This is a genomic window from Microbispora oryzae, from assembly GCF_017896165.1.
Lineage (GTDB): Bacteria > Actinomycetota > Actinomycetes > Streptosporangiales > Streptosporangiaceae > Microbispora > Microbispora oryzae.
Genome location: NZ_JAFCNB010000005.1, coordinates 93,790 through 112,171 on the forward strand (window position 1 = coordinate 93,790; position 18,382 = coordinate 112,171).

An 18,382-nucleotide genomic window follows, 5' to 3' on the forward strand; every position below is an offset into this window, starting at 1 on the left:
TGAACAGAGGTTTCGCCGAATAGTTACGCTAAGGTCTCGCGATCCCACGTAAGATTGTAGCTATGATCCTGGCAACCGGAGGGCGGCCATGACTGACACTATCTTCCAAGCATCAGACCTAGCGAACAAGCGTACGGAAATTCTGGAACGAGCTCGCCAAGGCCTAGCACAGATCCGCGACAAGGACAGTACGAGCCTGGTGATGCTGCCAGAGCGGCGACTGCGGATGCTTGAGGAGATCGCGAAGTGGTCCCTAGCTCACATGCGGCTCGACGAACTCCTTCGCCGCGATGCCGAACCGAGCATTAGCGATCTAGGGGACCTCGCTTGGTTGCGGGTCTTCGAGGCCGAAGATCTACGTGAGTTCGTGGATGATCTACACGCGGCCCTCATCGCGGCCCACTCGGATCAAGATCCTTCGGCCCTCGACGAGTTCCTACGCGCTTGGCGCATCACCGCCAGGCAACTGGAGGATCCACTTCGGAAAGCAGTCCTCCTCAGCAGACATGACCCGGATGACTTCACAGAGGCTGCGCGACCCCAATGAGCAGCTCCTACGATCCGATGCAACCTGCTCGCCGGCCGGGGAATAGACCTGACGCGGCGCCTCAGTACCGCGTGCTTGTTCATCGCCGGTTCGCACAGCACTATCAGCAACTGGTGGAGCGGGTCGGTTTACAGCAAGCTCAACAGTTCTGGGATCATGTGGCGCAGGAACCCGGGAAGCCTGCTGCGTTGGCTTCAATCACGATTCTTAAGGGGACGGCTGGAAAGCCCCGGGGGTCTGGTTGGTCACGTACACATCATTACGAAATCAGCAGCATGGCTCGGGTCGACTACCAATACCACGACGAGTTCACGACAGCGCCGGATGCAGATCCGCATCCTGTGGTGGCGATCCTGACTATCAGCTTCGGCAGTCATTAGCCAGGCGAACTCACTTCGCCCTTGAGCATAGGCCGGGCACCGGCAGAAACGACGAACAGCGCCCGTCCCTCCCCGTAGGGAGGAGCGGGCGCTCTCGTTGCTCCGGCCGGCCTCAGCTCTTACCGGCGCTGCTCGGACTGCGCCGCGTTCGGCACGACATACGTGATGCCGAGCGCGCCGAGCACGGCCAGGGCGATAGTGACGCCCTCGCCCACGACGAGATAGACATCTGGGGCGGGACCAGCGAGACCGAGCGCAAGCGGATGAACCGGCCGTCTAGACCAGCCGGGGGCGCGAGCTCGCCGCCCGATCCTCACGGCGTCCCGTTGCAGGTCAAGGACGATCGGGAAATTTTCGCGAAATTCTTGACCCCCAATCCTTAGTCTGTCACTCTGATCCGCATGCATGATGTGATCTCTAAGGAGGATGCCCTCCGGATCCTCGGCCACCACCTCGACGACATCATCACGGTCGTCACTGCTGGCTGGACCGACTGGAAGGGCGTGCAACAGGAGGCGCCTCGATGGGCTCTCAGGAAGTCGGCTCGGACGCGCGCCTCGTGGGTGAACGATGCGATGGCCGAGAAGGCCCGGGAGGTGTTCGCCGACAAGCCGGGCGTCCACATGACGGAGAAGCGCGGCTTCATCACCCTGACGTTCGAAAACACGCTCATCCTGCGATTCAAGAAATTCCGTGGAAAGCGGCTGCGTACATCCGGCATCCCCACCCAGCAGCGGCTCGACTTCGAGAATCAGCAAGTGGCGATCGAAGGCATCACCGTCACCAGCATCGTCGCCGGCTACCTCCTCGACCGCCTGGAATTGGAACAGGAGCGGCTGGCGATCACTTGCCCGCTCGGAGGCGAGAACCTGTGGGTGATCGAACTGGAGATACCGGGCGGCGAGGTCCGCAACGTCACCTTCGGCCCCCCAGCTGCCCCGTCCACACCGGGTGTCGTGGTAGAAAGCGCTACCGCAGGTCAAGAGGAAGAGCAAGCAAACCAGGAGGACTGATCATGAACCCGCGCATGCTCGTGACGGCGCGGGAATCACGCGGACTCAGCCAGAAGGAGCTCGCCGAGATGGCCGGCGTCCCGTCAGGGACGCTGTCCAAGGCAGAGAACGGCTTGACCGATCTCACGGAAGACCGACTGGTCGCAATAGCGCGAGTCCTTGACTATCCCCGTCACATGCTGGACTGGCCAGACCCGATCTACACCCCCCAGAGTTCCGGCTTCTACCACCGCAAGCAGCAGTCACTGCCGCAGAAGGCTCTCAATAAGGCCCACGCCTCCGTGAATCTTCTGCGTATACGCCTGTCCCGACTGTCTGAGGGGGTGACCATCACACCTAGGTTCCCTATGCCAGCGCTCGCCTCTGATGACGACGACCAGACCCCCGAAAGCATCGCCCAGCGAGTTCGGCACATCTGGGCGCTCCCGTCCGGCCCTGTAGACAATATGATCGCCGTCCTTGAGGCGGCCGGAGCGTTCGTGGTTCGGCGTGATCTTGGATCGCCCAGAATTTCAGCTATCAGTCTTCGGATCTCAGGCGATCGACCGCTGTTCGTCCTCAATGAGGGGATGCCTCCCGACCGGGAGCGGTTCAGCCTGGCCCACGAACTCGGCCACCTCGTCATGCACGAGTTCCTGCCGCCTCAAGGAGAACGTGAGGCGGACCGTTTCGCCTCGGAATTCTTGATGCCGTCCGATGACATCCGGCCACACCTGTATGGGCTTGACCTGCGCTTGGCCGCCCGGCTCAAGCCCTACTGGAAGACCTCGATGGCCTCGATCATCCGCAAGGCGAACACCTTGGAGGTGATCACGCCCACTCGTTACAAGAGCCTCATTGTCCAGATGGCGCAACGGGGCATGAACAAGGTGGAGCCGGTTGATCTTCCGCGTGAGGAGCCGACAGTAATCGACGCCATTGTCGACGTCCACCGCAGAAGCCACGGCTACACCGAGCAGCAACTCGCCCACCTCTCTGGACTACTCGAGGACGAGTATCGGGTCGAGTTCGCGACGCCGACATTGGGCGGCCTCCGTGTAGTGCGGTAGCCCGTGCTGCAGGCGCACCCCACCAGGTCCGGGTAAGTCCGTCCCACAGCAAACGAACGCCCGCGCCTCCCGTAGGAGGGGCGGGCGTTTCGATATTTGCCGTAACTTGACCTGCGACTTATTATCCTGCCCGCATGTCGAAGTGGGTCGGCGTTGACGGCTGGACCGTGGATCTGGTCCGGTTGAACGGCCGGCCACTGCTGCGGGTACGGCATCTCGGATATCACGTGGCGTACTGCGCCAGCCCGGCCGAGCTGGCGCGGCACATCGACCTGGCCGACCTCGTGGAGGTGGTCGCCCTACAGACCTGAGGCAGGATGGGCGCTGGTGTTCCAGGGTGTCGAGTGCCCCTCATCTCGACGGCGCGCCCAGGGATGATGCCCCCGGGCCCAGCCTCACCGGAACGGCTGGCACCCCCAGGAGGCCAGCATGGCGAGGATGACCGCCGACGACCGCATGTTCGAGCTCGTCGTGAACGTCACACGGGAACGCCGCCGGCGCCGAGACCTTGGATACGACGAAACGCCCCCCACCCCCGCCTCGCGCGACGGGGATGAGGGGCGTTCGGAGACCGAGCCGGACTCGCGGTAAGCCTAAGCGTGGGCACCGACAGAACGACGAAGACGGGCGATTCGTCGTCGCTCCGGCCAGGCCTCAGCTCAACGCCGGGACGTGACGAACCCCGCGGTCTGCGGGTCTCCGGTCCGGCCGGCCGCGATGGACGTGAGCACAGACACGACGGCCGCGAGCCCGGCCACCGAGCCCGTGGTACCCCAGTCGACGTCGAGCAGGCCGAGCTGGCCCGCGCCGACAACGCCCAGAGCCGCCTGCGCCGCGGTACGAACAGCGCGCTCGATGGTGTCGGTCAGCCACTTCTGCATGGCCCCTCCTCAGGGGATCGGCCCGCCGTAGGCGGGACGCTTGGTGATGTGGCCTCGGCGATCCGCTGCCGGGCCACGTTGGCGTAGTGCGCGGTCAGCTCCACGCCAACGAAGCTGCGGCCCTCGAGCGCCGCGGCGACGCCGGTGGAGCCGGAGCCGGCGAACGGGTCCAGGACGGTCCCGCCCGCGGGGCAGACAGCGATGAGTTGGCGGAGCACGTCGACGGGCTTCTGGGTGATGTGCACGCGGCCGCGGCCGCGGGGTTGTGAGCCGGTGACCAGCCCGGGAAGGTAGAGCGGTTCGGCGTGCCGGTGCGGCTGCCCGTTGGAGCCCCACAGGACGTACTCGCATTCGCGGCGGAAGCCGTCACGCTGGGGCCGGCTGATCGGCTTGTGCCAGGGGATGATGCCGCGCCAGGTCCAGCCGGCGGCCTGCAGGGCGTCGCTGGTGGCCGGTAGCTGCCGCCAGTCGCAGAAGACCAGGGCGGAGGCGCCGGGCCGGCTGGCGCGCAGGCACTCGGCGAGGATGAGGGACAGCCACAGCGTGTAGGAACGCTGGTCGCGGTTGTCGCCGGGGAAGTCGGCGAGCTGGTGGCCAGCGTCGCTGCTGACGTACTTGCCGCGGGCGGACTGCGCGGCGCGTTCGGCGTTGGTGCGTCCGCCGGAGTTGTACGGCGGGTCGGTGAGGACCAGGTCGACCGTGTCGGCCGGGATGGTGGGCAAGACGGCGAGCGCGTCGCCGTGGTGGATGGTGTGGGACATGGGCTCTCCCCGGGCCGCGTACACCGTGAGGTGAGCGGGTCGGTGGGGAGGGGGTCGATGTCGGGGGGTTCCGGCCCTCAGCTACCCCCCGATGAACTGAGGGCCGGAACGCTCGTGGGTCGAACAGGGTCAGGTGCGCTCGGACCAATGCCAGGTGCCGCCGCGGTGCTCGTCTATGGGTCAGCCCGCGTCGACCGGCGTGAAGTCGAGGTAGTAGTCCTTGCCGGGCTCGAACGAGACGTTAGGGTTGTCGACCTGGATGCGGAGCTCCCCGATCGGCGTGTGCTTGGCGTACCGCTGGTTCTCCGGGATGCTGTGGTCGTACTGCGGGCTGAACCGGTAGGTGCGCGGCCAGGTCATTTCGTCGCTCGGCTCGTAACCGCCGCCGCCGGGGACGCGCTGCAGGACCGGCTGAGGCGCGGTGGCCGCCATCTCGACGGTGTTGCAGCGGAACTTCGCGCGGGTGATGGGCTGAGACACGGTTCTCCTCAGGAGGACGGCCGCCCTCAAATCGGGGCGGAAAAGAAGAAGACCCGCCACGCTTTGGCAGGTCAGAGGGTTGCCGTTATATGAGCCGGTATGAAATCGGGTCGGGGCGTTGACGTCAGGGCGCGGCCGGCGGCTCAGCCGGGGCGTCGCCGCTGCGGAGCTCGGCGACCTCCTCACGCAGCGCCTTAAGCTCGGCGGCCTGCTCGTCCAGGCGCTTGAGGACCTCGCCGAGGCGGTTGAAAGCGCCCTTGCCGTACGCCCACGCCTGGCGGAAGAAAGTGCGCGGGTCCAGCTTCTGCCCCGGGTCGAGCAGCCCCTCCCGGGCGGCCCAAACGTCCTTGGTCACGGTGCCGGTCAGGCGCTCGTAGACCTCGTCGGCGATCTCCTTCGCAGACGGCATGTCCTCTCCTTCGTAGTCGGGATTCCAGAACCCGGCGATGACGTCGGCGGCGCGCACCCGGCGCTTGCAGGCGTTGCCGGTGTTCGCCTCGATCGTCTGGACACGGCCGTCGCTCAGCACGTGCTCGATGACGCCGATGTGGTCGATCGCCGGGATGTTGTTGGTGCCGTCCCAGTCGAACAGGATCAGCGCGCCCGGCTTGGCGTGCGCCTTGACGTTGGCCACGGTGCCCGCATACCAGCGGCCGAGGTTCTTGCCGTCCTGGGCGTGCGCCACGGTGTAGGCCCGGTCGCCGGCCGGGAGCACGGCGTCAGCGTTGCCGGAGTGGCGTGCCCAGTACGTCACCGACATGTCGCACCAGGCCGCGTCGAGGTACTCGCGGCCGTGGCGGGAGGCGTACTCGCGGGTGATGTGGTTCGGCCGGCCGACGAGCCCCAGATCCTTGCGGGCGGTCGCGAGCATCTTCGCCGCGCTCACGCGTCGCCGCCGGGGTGCTCGTCGGGGCCGCGGTAGATGCCGTCGGCGTCGGGCGGCCCGTACAGCCCGCGGAGGATCTCTTCCTCGTCCGGTTCGGTCGCGCCGGCCCCGGCGCGGGGCTCGGGCGGCAGCGGTTCAGTCACTTCGGCCTCCTCATCTCGGCCAGCCACGCGGCCTTGAACTTGCGGAACACGACCAGCAGGTAGATCAAGAAGGTGTCGCAGACGCCGGCGAACCCGATCGAGACCACGGCGTCGGGCCACCCGTCGAAGTGCGCGGTCCACCCGCGGATCGCGACAAGCAGCGCGATCCGGGCGTATAGCAGCCACACCACGAGCACCAGGCCGGCCACGGTGAAGGCCGGCGACCGCGGCGGCCAGGAGGGCCGGAATCCGGTCAGGAACAGTGACGCCGGCAGTAGCCCGGTGACCAGCGCGGCCCAGAGCAGCACGGTCGTGAGCGGGATCATCGCGTTCCTCCCGATCCGTCGACGAAGATCCACCGCGCGAAGTGGTTCGCGGCGTTCAGTTCCCGTATGCGTTTGGCCAGCGCGCTACCCCTGGCACAGTCACGGGCGGCCTGCCGGGCATCCGCCTCGGCCCGGCGGGCCGATTCCTCGGCCGCCGCCTCGATCGCGGCCATTTCTGCTGGTGTTCGCCGATTGCTCATGCGCGGGCTCCAGGGCGCTGCTGAAACTCGGAAAGGATCTTCTCGGTCGTCTCGGCTGCCGCGAGCGCCGGAAGCGCGGCCGCTGTCGCCTGATCCACCAACGCCTGCCGGGTCCGCTCGTGCGCGGCCCGCTCCTTCTCGTAGGCGGCCCAACCGCGTTCCGCATCCCGCTCGGCGTCGGCCAGGCGGGCGTCGCGGTCGGCGCGTAGATATTCGATCATCTTGGCGTGATCGGCCCGCAGGTCGTCGAGGTCTTTGCGGGGCTTGAGCTGGCCTCGGAACACCAACCAGAGCACCGCGAGGAGCACGGCGAGGGCGCCGCCCTGCACGATGGGCAGCTGGGCGAAGTCCACTCATCCTCCGATCAGAACGCTGGTCTGTGGTGGGGCCGGGTCTCATGTGATTGCGATCTGGCCGGTGCGGAACACGGGGGCCTGCACGGGGCCGGTGACGCGGACCCACATGTCGTAGGTGCCGTCCGTGAGGGTGACTGTGCCGTCTCCGGGGCCGATGAGGATGCGGGCGACGCATCCGGTGGGGGTTGGAGTGCCCCAGGCGGCGGCGTGCCAGTCTTCGGTGTCGGGCTCAATGTTGGGGGTGGTGAAGGCGATATCGACGGCCTCTGTGCCGGTAGCACCGGTGATGAAGCTGTTGATGTTGATCCGGCTCAGGGACGAGATCGGCTCCACGCGCGTCTCCGGTCAGATGTAGGGGCTGCTGGCGGACCAGGCGGTGTATGGGGTGCTGGCAGCCCAGGTGATGTAGGGGCGGCTGGCAGCGGTGATGTCCCGGCCGAGGTTGGTCGCTACGGCGCTCTCGGTCAGGCTGGCGGCGTCGGAGACGGTGACGGGCTGGCCGGCCAGGGCGAGGTCTTCCACCAGCCCGGCGTCGACCAGGTCGACGGCGGCGGTGACGTCCGCCGTCTCGGTGAGCGCGCCACTGTCGTCGGCGGGGAGACCCAATCCGGCCGCGTCGGTCAGGCCGGCCGCGTCGGTTGCGGCGCGGAACGTCACGAGCGACGCCGCATCGTCCATGGCGGCGGTGTCGCCGGCGGCGGTGTCCGCGCTGATGGTCGAGCTGTCGGCCATGGCTGCGGTGTCCCCGACGGCCGGGCCGAACGACTCGTCGATGTCCGCCGCTTCCGCCAGCAGCGCCTCGTCGGCGAGTGCGAGCGTGACCGCTGGGGGCTGCTCGGCGAGGGCCGCGGCGTCGGCTCCTGCGACGGTTGAGTTGAACGTGGCCGTGTCGGCGAGGGTGGCGGTGTCGGCGCGGGAGTGGGTTGTGCCGATGCTGGCCTGCTCGGCCAGTGCCACCGCGTCGGTGGTGGTGGCGGTGGTGGCGAGTTGGGCGGCGTCGCCGACAGCTGCCCCGTCCGCTGTGGTCAGGTTGAGGGCGGAGGTCTCGGCCAGGGCCGCCTGGTCGGTTCTGGCGGTGGTGACGCTGGGAGAGGCGGTGTCGGTCAGGGCGGCCGCGTCGGTGGCTGATTTGCTGGTCGGAGTACCGGTACCGGTCTCGGGGCCGAGCCAGTCGGTGTCGCTGATGCCGACGTCGTCGATGTACAGGTCGGTGGTGTACGTCCCGGAGAAGGCGGCGTTGTCGGGGACGTCGGTGTTGGTGTAGATGCCGGTCGCCGTGGCCGTGTCGGTCGCCGTTGAGGAGTCCGCGGTGTTGTAGAGCCGGATCTCCACTGAGCCGTTGGTCTCGGTCGTCCCGGCGACGACTTTGACCTCGACCCTGACCCACTGCCCTGTCGGCACGGCCACGGACAGCGTGGCCAACGGGGTGAGTAGGTTGTCGCCCACGTACAGCTTCCGGTCTGTGCCCAGCAGCAGGTACGTCGTGACGCCGCTGAATTCGTAGGTGAATCCGGCGAGGAACTCAAGGTCGGTCGGCGTGCCGCTCAGCCAGATGTACTCGCGTAGGTAGAGCGTCCGGCCGGAGACCGTCAGACCGCCCCATTGGAGGAATGCGCTGTCCATCGCGGCGGAACACGATCCCCGAGCAGGCGAGGACGTATAGGTGGCGTCTGTTGTGGTGTCGAATGCGTCCCCGCTCGTTCCACCAGAGTTCGCGGTGGTGATCGGCGAGCCGTTCGTTCCGCCTTCGAAGCTGTTCTTCTTGAGCACGCCTCACCCGCCTTTCAACGTCGCCGCAGGCGTGAGGGGAAAGGGCGTTGGCCGGGCCGGGGCCCCCGGTCAGACCGCCGGTGGCGGCTCAGGCCAGGCGTACATCGGCCCCAGAAACGTGCTGGGCGGCTTGCGTGTGGCATCCGGCCGGCCGCCGCCGCGCCGCCACTCCACGGCCAGCTTCCGGGACTGCACCCGATGCGGATCCAGCCGGATCTGCCGCATCGGGCCCAGCGGATGAGCCGGCGCGACCCGCCGCGACCCGATGAACTGCAACGCGGCCTGGCGGTCAGCGCGCGGCGCCGCCTCGACCCGCACCAGGTGCTGTTTCACCGCGCCGATCCGCGCCAGGTGCGCCTCACGTCGGGTGGCGTCCGACACTCCGGGGGTCAGCACGTCGGGCAGGCCGTCGGTCTGCTCCAGGACCTTCGCCATGGCCGGGTTGGTCCACGCCAACGCGTCGTGCGGTGACGGGATGAACCGTAGGTGCAGGACGCTGTCGAGGATCGTGTCCATGTCGTCGGGGTCGAGGCCGTGCGCTGCGGCCTGCCACTCGAACAGGGAATGCGGCACCTCCCCTACGCCTGTGCGGCCGCCCGCGTCGACCTCGTAGATCAGCCACTTGGGTTCGGCGCCGTCCGGCCGCGCCAGGTCGGCGGTGGCGTCGCTCATGCTGGTGCGGCTGTAGCCGAGTTCGCAGTCCCAAACGGTCCAGACCTGGGGATTCACCAGGGGTCCGCCTTTCAGTGCCGGTTGTTCCACCAGGACAGTTCGAAGCTGTTGGCGGCGGCCAGGTTGACCTGGAAGCCGCTCGCGGAGTTCCAGGTGACCGACCAGGCCTTCGGCGTGTAGGTGTTGTCCTGGAAGTTGCCGGAGCCGCCGTCGCGGACCGTGCACACGACGCCCATGAGGCTCGCCATGGTGACGGGGTAGAGCAGCCACATGTAGTTGATGGAGCCGCCGGAGCCGCCGATCGTCGTGGTGCCGACGCTCAGCGAGTCGTAGGCGTCTATGACCGTCTCGTCCATGAATCGGCCGCGGATGTAGTACCGGCCGCTGGAGTCGTTGTGCAGGAACGTCTCCGTCGACGCGTCACCCGCGGAGTACCCGAACCGGCCGTGCGTGTCAGCGATCTCGATCCGCCCGCCCTTCGGCGCGGCGGCGTCCTGATCCATGACGTTGATCACGGTGGACTTCGCGCTCATCTGGAGCTGCGCCCGGTACTGCGCCGCCGCGTCCTGGCTGGACGTGATGAGTAGCGTGGCCTCCCCGGACGCGACGTCGTCGCGGGTCTGCAGCACGCTGTAGTTCGACCCCGAGCCCGGGTAGAACCGCAGTTCCGGGTAGACGGCCCCAGGCGGCGCGAGTTCCAGCCGCTCACCGCTCGCCGCGGTGCGGATGAACGCCCCGGTGATCGTCTTACCGTCGATCGCGTCCGCCGCGATCGCGCCCGCCTCGACCGCGCCGGCCGCGATGTGGTCGGCCTCGATCGCGTTTGCCTGGATGTGCCCGGCACTGATCGCCAGCGCCTGAATCTCGGTGCCGGTGATCGAGTGAGCGACGACCTTGTCCGACGCGGTGATCGAGCCGTCGACGATGTTCGCCCCGTCGATCACCTGCCCGATGACATCGGTATCGACCAGCGGGGCCGTCGCGATCGTCGCCGTGCTCCCGGCCGCGGACTCGTTGCCCGAGCGGTCGAGGGCGGTGAGCCGGAAGGTCCGATCCTCCCCGTAGGACTGACCGGTCACCAGGACCGCGCCGGCCGCGCGGAGCGACCCGATGTCCTCGTACGTCACCCCGTCGTCGCTCATCCAGACGCGGACGCGGTCGAAGTCGATCGGCATCGCCCCGCCGCCGGCGGCCATCCCGTCCCAGCCGACGTAGATGATGCTCATCCGGGTGGATAGGGCCGGGGTGGACGGCACCGGCGGCGGGGTGACATCGCCGGGGATCGTCGTCACATACTCCGCAGAGAACTCCCCCGGTTTGCCCTGCGACGTGCCGCGGACCTTGAAGGAGTACTCGACGTTCACGTCCAGCGGGCTGTACGTGGCCGTCGTATCCGGCGCCACGACGGCGGTGAGCTGCGCCCACTCCTGCCCTGAGACGTTCCGCCGGCCCCAGATCTCGTAGGTGTCGATGTCGATCGCCACACCGTTGACGTCCTGCGACACCGGCGACCACGTCGCGGTGATCTGGCCGCGCGCCCACCCGTTGGTGTCGAGGTAGGCGTCGGGTTCGACGATCAACCCGGTCGGCGCGGCCGGGGTGCGGCCGATCGCGTCGACGGCCGGGGTGCCGCCGGTGCCGCCGGTCGCGACACCGCCGTCGAGGATGCCCGCAGCACGCCGCGCGAGCTGGATATCCCGCTCCAGGAACCTGTCGTTGAGCGTGACGTTGCCGCCGGTCACACCGTTCGCATCCCGGGACAGCGTCAGGTCCCGGATCCGCAGCGCCTGCATGGTCCCGCCGTCGCCGGGCGCGCTGATGGTGTCGCCGGGCTGGTAATCCCTGTACGGCAGCCACTCCGCGGTGGCCAGGGTGATGCCGCGGGTGATCTGCACCCGCTCCCCCGACGCGCGCTGGAGGAGGTTTTGGCCGAGCAGCGCGGCCGTGCCCGGGTCGCTGACACCGGACTGGGACTGGTAGGTCTCCCAGCGCCCCCACGGCAGCGGGTTCGGGCTGGTCACCTCCACGTTCAGCCCAGCCTCACCGGCGATGAGGATGACGTTGGAGGCGTTCTCGAAGGTCCCGTCGTCGGGGGCTTCGGTGACGTCGCGGCCGAACCGCAACTCGACCGGGGCCGGCCCTGTGGCCAGGTCACGGTTGAGGGTGGTGTCGCCGTTGAAGCACCGCAGGGTGCGGCCCTGCATCTGCCAGTCGACGACGCCCTGCTGGGACAGGTTGAGCAGGGTTGCCAGCAGGTCGGTCCCGGGGTCGAGGCCGAGGGTGAGGGCGGCCGTCCAGGCGTTGCCTGAACTGTCGTGGGTGGTGGTGAAGTCCACGTCCAGCCCGGGGAGGGTGCCGCGTTCCTGGCCCTCGTTGATGTGGGTCAGCAGGATCGCGCCGACCGTCGCGGCGGAGAACTGCCGCTTGCCTTCGACGAGGGCGTCGCCGGGGTACAGCACCATCTTCTTGAGCTGCCAGGCCCAGCCGGGCAGGTCGTAGGAGCGGGCGCCGGTCTTGTCGGTCTGGTCGCCGCGGCGTTTGATCCGGAGGAACCGCGCGTTGGCCGCCTCGGCCCAGTCGCCGCCGGCGGACCACTCGACGGCGATCTCGCATGGGGTGTCGAGCCATTCGATGCCGGCGGCCTCGGCGCTGTATCCGACGCGTAGCCAGGGGACGTCGTTGAGCGGGGCCCCGGTTTCGGCGGTGAGGGGGTAGGGGAGTTGCCCGAGCCGGGTCCCGTTGGCGGCGTAGGCGACCAGCCGGATGTCGAACATGTGTCACCCCCGGTGGCGTGTCGTGGTGGGCGCGTGTGCGGCGGGCAGGAGGCGACGCCGCGCGAGCTCGGCGGCTGGGCGGTCACAGGTGGGCGCGGCGGGCCCGGATCTCGACCAGGCTCGCGCCGCTCGTGCCCGACCCGGTGGCGGTCACGGTGACCGCGCGGGAGTACGGGTCGGTTCCGGAGATCCCAGGGGTGAGGTGCAGCCACCGCGACGCCGACCCCGGGCCCGTCGACGAGACCCCGCCGGTGACGTCCGTACCGGCCGACAGGTCCCACGTGTCCGACGTCACCCGCGCGGCGCGCATCCGCCCGCAGTCGACCAGGAGCCGCTGCGAGCCCGTCAGGGCACCGGTGTAAGCCACGGTGACGCCGGTGACGGCATCGGTCATCGCCGGGTTGGTCGCCGGGCCGGTGAACCGCAGCAGCGCGTCGGTGATGGGCGCGGTCGACCCGGCCAGGGGGCTGACCGCCTGCCCCGTGGCGGGCAGCCCGCTGGACCAGGTCGACGGTGCCACGTCCCGCCAGTACACGCCCGGGATGGTCAGCAGGATCGGCAGTTTGGCCCTGCGCCCGGGCACGTCCATGTCCGGCTCGGCCTGGGCGAGGACGGTGGCGTCGGCCTGCCGCTCGATGCCCGCGGCGGGCAGATGCCGGATGTCGAGCAGGCGGTGCCGGACCCCGAACACCGCGAACAGGGCGTCAAGGTTGGCTTCCAGGTCGGGCAGGTCTCCGTCGGAGCCGTCGGGCCGTACGGCGGTCACCCACAGGGTCAGGGCGAGGGTGGTGGTGTCGGCGTCCAGCCCGACGATCGGGAGCTGCCCGGCCCGGCCGGGCACCTCCACGGACACGCCGCGCACCCCCGGAAGGGGGCGGCGGCGTGTCTCCTTCGCGAGATACCAGCCGGGGGCGTCGAGAGCGACCCCGTCCACCACGTAGGTGGGGTAGACCGGCTGCGGCACCTCATACCCCCAGGTTGCTGACGTACTGCCCGGCCCGGTTGATCGACGTGCTGGTGGACTCGGCGACGGGGTTGTGGTTGGTGATGGTGAAGTTCACCCCACGCGCCTTGGCGACGGCTGCTTCCAGGCGGCGGACGAACGACTCGTCGATCGCCACGGTGAGCTGCGCCCCGCCGGACGCGGGCGAGTAACGAGGTGCCGCCCGTGCCGGGGACAGGTTCTCCCCCAGCATGCGGGCGGCCTGGTGCAGGGTCTCGCGGCCGCGGTCACGGCGCGCCGCCGACACCGGGACGATCACCTCCCAGCCGTCCTCACCGGCGAGGACCGGGCCGGTGGCCAGCCCCCCGTCGGCGTAGGTCTGCAGGTTGGTGATAACGACGGGCTTCGACTGCGACCCCGACACCTGGCCGAGCGACCCCGACGCGGTGGCCTTACCGGACGTCAGCGCCGCCTTCGCCACACCCCCGAGGGCATTTGCCACGGCGGCCACCACGATGCGACTCACCGACGACGAGGAGGAGGAGGACGATGCCTTCGACGAGGAGGACGAGGTACTCGTCTTCCCGCCTCCCGCCGCGGCAGCCGACCCCGCGGAGGTCACCGCCGCCGACAGGCCATCCACCGACGACGCCAGCGATGTGATCGACGACGTCAGCGTCGTGATGGACGTCTGCAACCCCGACACCGAGGAGTCCACGGTGTCGCCCAGCTGGTCGGCCGCCTGAGCGGTGGTCGACGCCGCCTCGGTCACGGCGCCGGTCACCAGCCGCGCCGTGTATCCGACGGCCAGCTCGACGTCGTCGAGGTTGACCACCACCACATCCCCGGCCCCGCCGGTGGACGCAGCCGACCCCACCGAGCCCGAACCCGAACTGGTGGTCGCGGTGGCGGTGGTCTTACCTCCCTTGGTCACCGCGCGGGGCGCGGACGTCCCGGACGCGGGCACCACCACTTGCATGCCCAGGTCGGAGGCCGCCTGAGTGAGGAACTCCACCGCCCGGCCGCGGTAGGTGGGGTCGGTCGGGATGAAGTACTCCTTCGCCTTCCCCTCCCCGAACAGGATCGTCGGCTGGGCGGCGACCATCGGCGGCGTCGACCGGCTGCCACCGGCCGCATACGCCTCGACCCCGCCCGCCTGCCAGGCGTACACGCCGCCGGCGGCGTTCTTGTACACGCCGACCCCGACCTTCGGCGTCGACGCCCCGATCGTGGCCAGGAACTTGTTCAGCTGCCCGTACGCCCCGTTCAGCTCCAGATTCACATGGACGTCGACCGGCTTGAGTTTCTTCAAGACGTCGAGCAGCTGCTGCCCGCCCTTGGCCGCCTTGATGGCGTCATCCCGGGAAATGCCGTACGCCTGGGCCAGCAGCAGCACCTGGTCGCGGGCCTCTTTGTTGCTGCCCGCGAGTTTCGTCATGTGCGGCAACTGCTCGAGGACCGACTTCGTCGCGTCGAAGGTGCGGCCGCTCAGGTCCTTCTGGGCGTCCGCGCCTTCCCTGACTTTCTGCAGGTAGCCGATGAACTGGTCACGGGCCCGGATGATCGCGTCCCGCTGGGCGTCGGTCTTCGCGGCGTTGATGTCGAGCTGCCCGTTGGCGTCCGCGATCGCCTTCTGGGCGTCGCGGAACGCCGACGACATCTCCTGCGTGGCGCGGGCGGCGTCCGTCCGGCCGGAGAACGTGTCGACCGACTTGGTCCACGCGTCCATCCGCTGCGTCGCGATATCGACCGCGCCGGCGATGTCATTCGTCGGGCCGACCGCGGCCGACGCCGCGCTGCTGTACAGGGGAAACAGGCCCTGGAGCTTCTCCAGGGGGATCCCGGCGTCCCTCGCCTGCTTGGTCAGTCCGTCGAACAGGGACGCCGCGCCGGAGGCGTTGCCCGACTGGACCAGCCCGGCGAGGGCCTTGTCGACGTTGGCCAGACGTTCCGCCCCGTGGTCCAGGGTGACCCCGACGGGCCCGCCGAGGGTGTTGAGGAACGCGCCGAGCTTGGTCTGCGCCTGGTCCAGCGCACCGTCGGAGCCCATCTGCCGGATGACCTCGCCCAGGTCGGACAGGTCGTTGAGTACCGGCACGCCGGGGATGTCCCGCAGCACGCTGGTCGACCCGGCCAGCTGGTCCAGGACGTCCTGGGCGGGTGCGCCGCCCTTCGTGAACGCGTCGAGGTGCTTGGTCAGGGTCGCGACGTCGGGGTTGAGACCGGACAGCTCCCGGTCGATGTTGCCCAAGGCAACGGCGATGGCGCCGGCCCCGGCGGCGAACCCGCCTCCGGCGAGGACATCCTTCAGCCGGGAGAACTTGCCCGTCGCGGTGCCCGCCGCGTTCCCGGCCTTCCCGATGCCGCCGCTGAGGCCGCCCCACCACTCGGCGACCCCCGTGACGGCCTGGTACCCCTTGACAGCCACGATGACGCCGGAGATCGCCACCGCGACCGCCTGGATCTGCCCCGGCGACATCTTGCCCAGCAGTTCGGCCAGCAGCAGCCAGCCGCCGAGCTTGAGCGCGGTCCCGGCCCGGGCGGCGCCGACGACGGCGGTGACGCCCAACGCGACCGCCTGCACCTGCTCCGGCGACAGGTGCGCCAGCTGGTCGGCGATCCCCGCGATGACGTCCAGGGTGCTGCTGCCCGCACCGGCGCCGGCCTGCAGGATGTGAGACACGGTGGCCCCGAGGTCTTCGACGATGCCGAGGACCTTCGGGCCGTTCGTGGAGACGTAGTCGACGAACGCCTGGAACTCGTTGTTACCGCGGAGCCCCTTGCCCCAGTCGGCGAAGCTCTTGGAGGCGTCCTCGATGGAGTCGACGACGGCACCGGTGTGGGGCAGCAGGGCGTCGAAGAACCCGGCCACGCCGGTGACGATGTTCCCCGCCGTGTGCCCGAACCCTTCGATCGCCCGGGGCATCGCCGTGTTCAGATCGAACAGGAACTCGCCCCAGAACGGCGCCTTGAGGGCGCGCCCGGCGTCTTTCTCCAGGTCGAGGAATGACCGCCCGGCGGTCCGCACCAGCGGCGAAATCCGGGGCAGCTGCGACTGGACCAGTGCCAGCCCGCCGGAGATCGCGGGGAACACGTCCCCTTCGAGGCTGCGCTGCCAGGCGACGGACGCGTCCTGGTACGCCTTGATGTCCTTCGCCAGGCCCTGTTCGGCCTTGGACAACTCCGACATCTTCGACGCCGCACCGCCGGCCGCTCCGCCGGTCTGCTGCATGGCCGCCTTAGCCTGCAGCTGCTCCACCTTGAGCCGCTGAGCGGCGCGCTGCGCGTCCCGCTGCGCCTTGATCACGGCGGCCTGGGCCTCGGCGATGGATCGCTGGCCCTCAACGGCCGTCTTGGCCGCCTCGACGCGGGCGTCACGCAGGTCACGTTCGGCGTCCTGCTCACGCTGCGTCGCCGACGCGACGTTGTCTTTGGCCGCCCTGACCTGGTCGGATCCCTCGACGCCCTTGGCGTTCGCGTCGGCCTGCTCCTTGGCGAGCTGCGCGTTCCGCGCCTGCACCGACTTCAGGGCGAACTCGGCCTCACGCACCCGCAGCGCGGCGTCCTGCTTGTCGATCTGCGACGTCGCGGGGTTCACGTTGGCCTTGGCCAGGTCGGACTGGGCGCGGGCCAGGGAGATCCGGGCCCGCTCCTCGGCCAGCGCCCCACCTTCGGTGGCCAGCGCGAGGTCTTCGAGCTTCTGCTGGGCTTCTTCCCGTGCCCGGGTCAGGTCCTCAACGGCCCGCTGCGTCGCGCGATGTGAGTCGGCGACGCCGCGTTCGGCATCCTCGATACGGCGAGCAGCGGACTCCTGGCGGGACGCGGCCTGCTCAACGGCGTCGGCGACCTGCTGCTGGGCCTGCCGGACGGCGTCTTGGGCGTCGCGGACCCGGTCGCTGGCCTCGGCCAGGGACAGGGCCTGCTGCGCGGCGCGGGCCTGCTTGGACGCCAGGGACTCCGCCGCCCCGCCGGCGCCGCCGGCGGACGACTCCTGCTGCTTGAGGGCCTCGTTGACGCGGCCGAGGGCGGGCACGGCGACCGCGGCGAACCCGGCTGCGCCGGCTCCGGCCGCGCCGAACGCCGCGGCGGCGACACCCACGGTCGTGGCCGCGGGCAGGGATGCCAGCGCGGCCGCGACGAGCCCGATGTTCCGCAGGGCCCCGGACACGTCGGCGTCGACCCGCGGGCGGGCGGTGCGGGACCCGACCTGGGCCAGCTCGGCCTGCATGGTCCGCACGTCGGCCAAGGCGCGGGCGCTGTCGATGCGGATCTGCGGGTTGGCGTTGCTGCGGTTGAGCGCCTCCAGGGCGCGCTGGATCTCCGACAGTTCGGCTTTCGCCGCGCCGGCGTCCAGGTCGACGCCGATGGTCCGGCCCCGCAGGGTGTCCAGGCGGGCGCGTAGGTCGTCGAGCTGCCGCTGCGCCTGGTCGGCGTTGAGGCGGTTCAGTTCGTCCTGCAGGGTGCGGAGATCGGCCAGGGCGCGGGCAGAGTCCACCTGCAGCCGGGGGTTGACGTTGGTGCGGTTCAGGCTTTCGAGCTGCCGCTGGATGTCGGCCAGCTCCGCCTTCGCGGCGCCCGCGTCAAGGTCCACGCCGATGGTGCGGCCGCTGAGGGAGTCCATCCGCGCCCGCAGCTGGTCCAGCTGCCGCTGCGCCTGGTCGGTGGTGAACCGGTCGACCTCCGCCTGCAGCGCGGTGATCTCGCCGAGCGCGGCGCTGGTGTCGATCCGCAGGTCGATGTCGGAGGAGGTGTCAACGGTCTCCAGTTCCGACTTGATGGCCTGGAGCTCGGTCAGGGCGGTGGCGGCGTCGATGTCGACACCGACCGTCTTGGTCGACAGCTCTTGCAGGGCGCCGCGGAGCTTTTGGACCTTGATCTGGGCGTCGGTCGAGTCGGCGTTGACCTGCGCCTTCGGCAGGGCGCGGAATGCGGTCTCAAGGCGGCGGGAGAAGGAGCGGGCGAACGCGCCGGCGGTTTCGTCGCCGTCCTTGGTCGGGCGGTCCTTGGGGACCTTGGGGAGGGGCAGCTCCTTCGGCATCTTCGGGAGCGGCCACTCTTTGGGCAGGCCCTTAAAGGGGTCCGACAGTCCTTCGAGGCTGTCACGGAACCGTTTGGCGGCGGCTTCGGCCTGGGCCAGGCCGGCGATGAAGCTCTTGTTGTCGAGGCGCAGTTTCACCGTTACGGTGCGGTCCGCCAAGGAG

At 69.4% G+C, this 18,382-nt stretch carries 20 protein-coding genes; 6 read left to right on the forward strand and 14 right to left on the reverse strand.

Annotated features, from left to right (window positions below; translation table 11 throughout):
- The first annotated feature begins 88 nt into the window (after nucleotides 1-88).
- From JOL79_RS11170 to JOL79_RS11195, 6 genes are all read left to right on the forward strand, one after another.
- On the forward strand, nucleotides 89-547 hold the full coding sequence (locus JOL79_RS11170) for a hypothetical protein (protein WP_210155681.1): 459 nt from the start codon (nucleotides 89-91) through the stop codon (nucleotides 545-547).
- On the forward strand, nucleotides 544-927 hold the full coding sequence (locus JOL79_RS11175; protein WP_210155682.1) for a hypothetical protein: 384 nt from the start codon (nucleotides 544-546) through the stop codon (nucleotides 925-927). Before JOL79_RS11170 ends, JOL79_RS11175 begins: the two co-directional genes overlap by 4 nt.
- Before the next feature lie 401 nt (nucleotides 928-1,328).
- On the forward strand, nucleotides 1,329-1,940 hold the full coding sequence (locus JOL79_RS11180; RefSeq protein WP_210155683.1) for a hypothetical protein: 612 nt from the start codon (nucleotides 1,329-1,331) through the stop codon (nucleotides 1,938-1,940).
- A gap of 2 nt (nucleotides 1,941-1,942) precedes the next feature.
- Nucleotides 1,943-2,989 (forward strand): XRE family transcriptional regulator, encoded by a 1,047-nt coding sequence (locus tag JOL79_RS11185; protein WP_210155684.1) that lies wholly within the window; start codon nucleotides 1,943-1,945, stop codon nucleotides 2,987-2,989.
- A 134-nt stretch (nucleotides 2,990-3,123) separates the two neighbouring features.
- Nucleotides 3,124-3,300: a transposase gene (locus JOL79_RS11190; protein ID WP_210155685.1), complete on the forward strand. Its 177-nt coding sequence runs from the start codon at nucleotides 3,124-3,126 to the stop codon at nucleotides 3,298-3,300.
- A 118-nt stretch (nucleotides 3,301-3,418) separates the two neighbouring features.
- Complete coding sequence (locus JOL79_RS11195) at nucleotides 3,419-3,580, forward strand: hypothetical protein (protein ID WP_210155686.1); 162 nt, start codon at nucleotides 3,419-3,421, stop codon at nucleotides 3,578-3,580.
- A 68-nt stretch (nucleotides 3,581-3,648) separates the two neighbouring features.
- Here the strand turns inward: JOL79_RS11195 and JOL79_RS11200 are convergent, their stop codons facing one another.
- The 14 genes from JOL79_RS11200 to JOL79_RS11265 form a co-directional block, all read right to left on the reverse strand.
- Nucleotides 3,649-3,870 (reverse strand): holin, encoded by a 222-nt coding sequence (locus tag JOL79_RS11200; RefSeq protein WP_210155687.1) that lies wholly within the window; start codon nucleotides 3,868-3,870, stop codon nucleotides 3,649-3,651.
- Nucleotides 3,855-4,631, reverse strand: a complete 777-nt coding sequence (locus JOL79_RS11205; RefSeq protein WP_210155688.1) for a DNA-methyltransferase — start codon at nucleotides 4,629-4,631, stop codon at nucleotides 3,855-3,857. Before JOL79_RS11205 ends, JOL79_RS11200 begins: the two co-directional genes overlap by 16 nt.
- A 180-nt stretch (nucleotides 4,632-4,811) precedes the next feature.
- Nucleotides 4,812-5,111, reverse strand: a complete 300-nt coding sequence (locus JOL79_RS11210; protein WP_210155689.1) for a hypothetical protein — start codon at nucleotides 5,109-5,111, stop codon at nucleotides 4,812-4,814.
- A 124-nt stretch (nucleotides 5,112-5,235) separates the two neighbouring features.
- Complete coding sequence (locus tag JOL79_RS11215) at nucleotides 5,236-5,997, reverse strand: CHAP domain-containing protein (RefSeq protein ID WP_307848485.1); 762 nt, start codon at nucleotides 5,995-5,997, stop codon at nucleotides 5,236-5,238.
- A complete protein-coding gene (locus JOL79_RS11220) occupies nucleotides 5,994-6,140 on the reverse strand; it encodes a hypothetical protein (protein ID WP_210156011.1) in 147 nt (48 codons plus the stop codon). Before JOL79_RS11220 ends, JOL79_RS11215 begins: the two co-directional genes overlap by 4 nt.
- Nucleotides 6,137-6,466 carry a hypothetical protein gene (locus JOL79_RS11225; protein ID WP_210155690.1) on the reverse strand — a complete coding sequence of 110 codons (330 nt, stop codon included), beginning with the start codon at nucleotides 6,464-6,466 and terminating at the stop codon, nucleotides 6,137-6,139. Before JOL79_RS11225 ends, JOL79_RS11220 begins: the two co-directional genes overlap by 4 nt.
- Nucleotides 6,463-6,666, reverse strand: a complete 204-nt coding sequence (locus tag JOL79_RS11230; protein WP_210155691.1) for a DUF7620 family protein — start codon at nucleotides 6,664-6,666, stop codon at nucleotides 6,463-6,465. Before JOL79_RS11230 ends, JOL79_RS11225 begins: the two co-directional genes overlap by 4 nt.
- Nucleotides 6,663-7,019 carry a hypothetical protein gene (locus JOL79_RS11235; protein WP_210155692.1) on the reverse strand — a complete coding sequence of 119 codons (357 nt, stop codon included), beginning with the start codon at nucleotides 7,017-7,019 and terminating at the stop codon, nucleotides 6,663-6,665. Before JOL79_RS11235 ends, JOL79_RS11230 begins: the two co-directional genes overlap by 4 nt.
- A 42-nt stretch (nucleotides 7,020-7,061) precedes the next feature.
- Nucleotides 7,062-7,355 (reverse strand): hypothetical protein, encoded by a 294-nt coding sequence (locus JOL79_RS11240; protein WP_210155693.1) that lies wholly within the window; start codon nucleotides 7,353-7,355, stop codon nucleotides 7,062-7,064.
- 12 nt (nucleotides 7,356-7,367) lie between these two features.
- The gene (locus JOL79_RS11245; protein ID WP_210155694.1) at nucleotides 7,368-8,645 is read right to left on the reverse strand and encodes a hypothetical protein; all 1,278 of its coding nucleotides are present in this window, start codon (nucleotides 8,643-8,645) and stop codon (nucleotides 7,368-7,370) included.
- 216 nt (nucleotides 8,646-8,861) lie between these two features.
- Nucleotides 8,862-9,521, reverse strand: coding sequence for a hypothetical protein (locus JOL79_RS11250; protein ID WP_210155695.1), 660 nt, complete (start codon nucleotides 9,519-9,521; stop codon nucleotides 8,862-8,864).
- A 14-nt stretch (nucleotides 9,522-9,535) separates the two neighbouring features.
- Complete coding sequence (locus JOL79_RS11255; protein ID WP_210155696.1) at nucleotides 9,536-12,238, reverse strand: fibronectin type III domain-containing protein; 2,703 nt, start codon at nucleotides 12,236-12,238, stop codon at nucleotides 9,536-9,538.
- Nucleotides 12,239-12,320: 82 nt separating this feature from the next.
- On the reverse strand, nucleotides 12,321-13,202 hold the full coding sequence (locus tag JOL79_RS11260; protein WP_210155697.1) for a hypothetical protein: 882 nt from the start codon (nucleotides 13,200-13,202) through the stop codon (nucleotides 12,321-12,323).
- Nucleotide 13,203: 1 nt separating this feature from the next.
- Nucleotides 13,204-18,378: a coiled-coil domain-containing protein gene (locus JOL79_RS11265; protein WP_210155698.1), complete on the reverse strand. Its 5,175-nt coding sequence runs from the start codon at nucleotides 18,376-18,378 to the stop codon at nucleotides 13,204-13,206.
- Nucleotides 18,379-18,382: the final 4 nt, after the last annotated feature.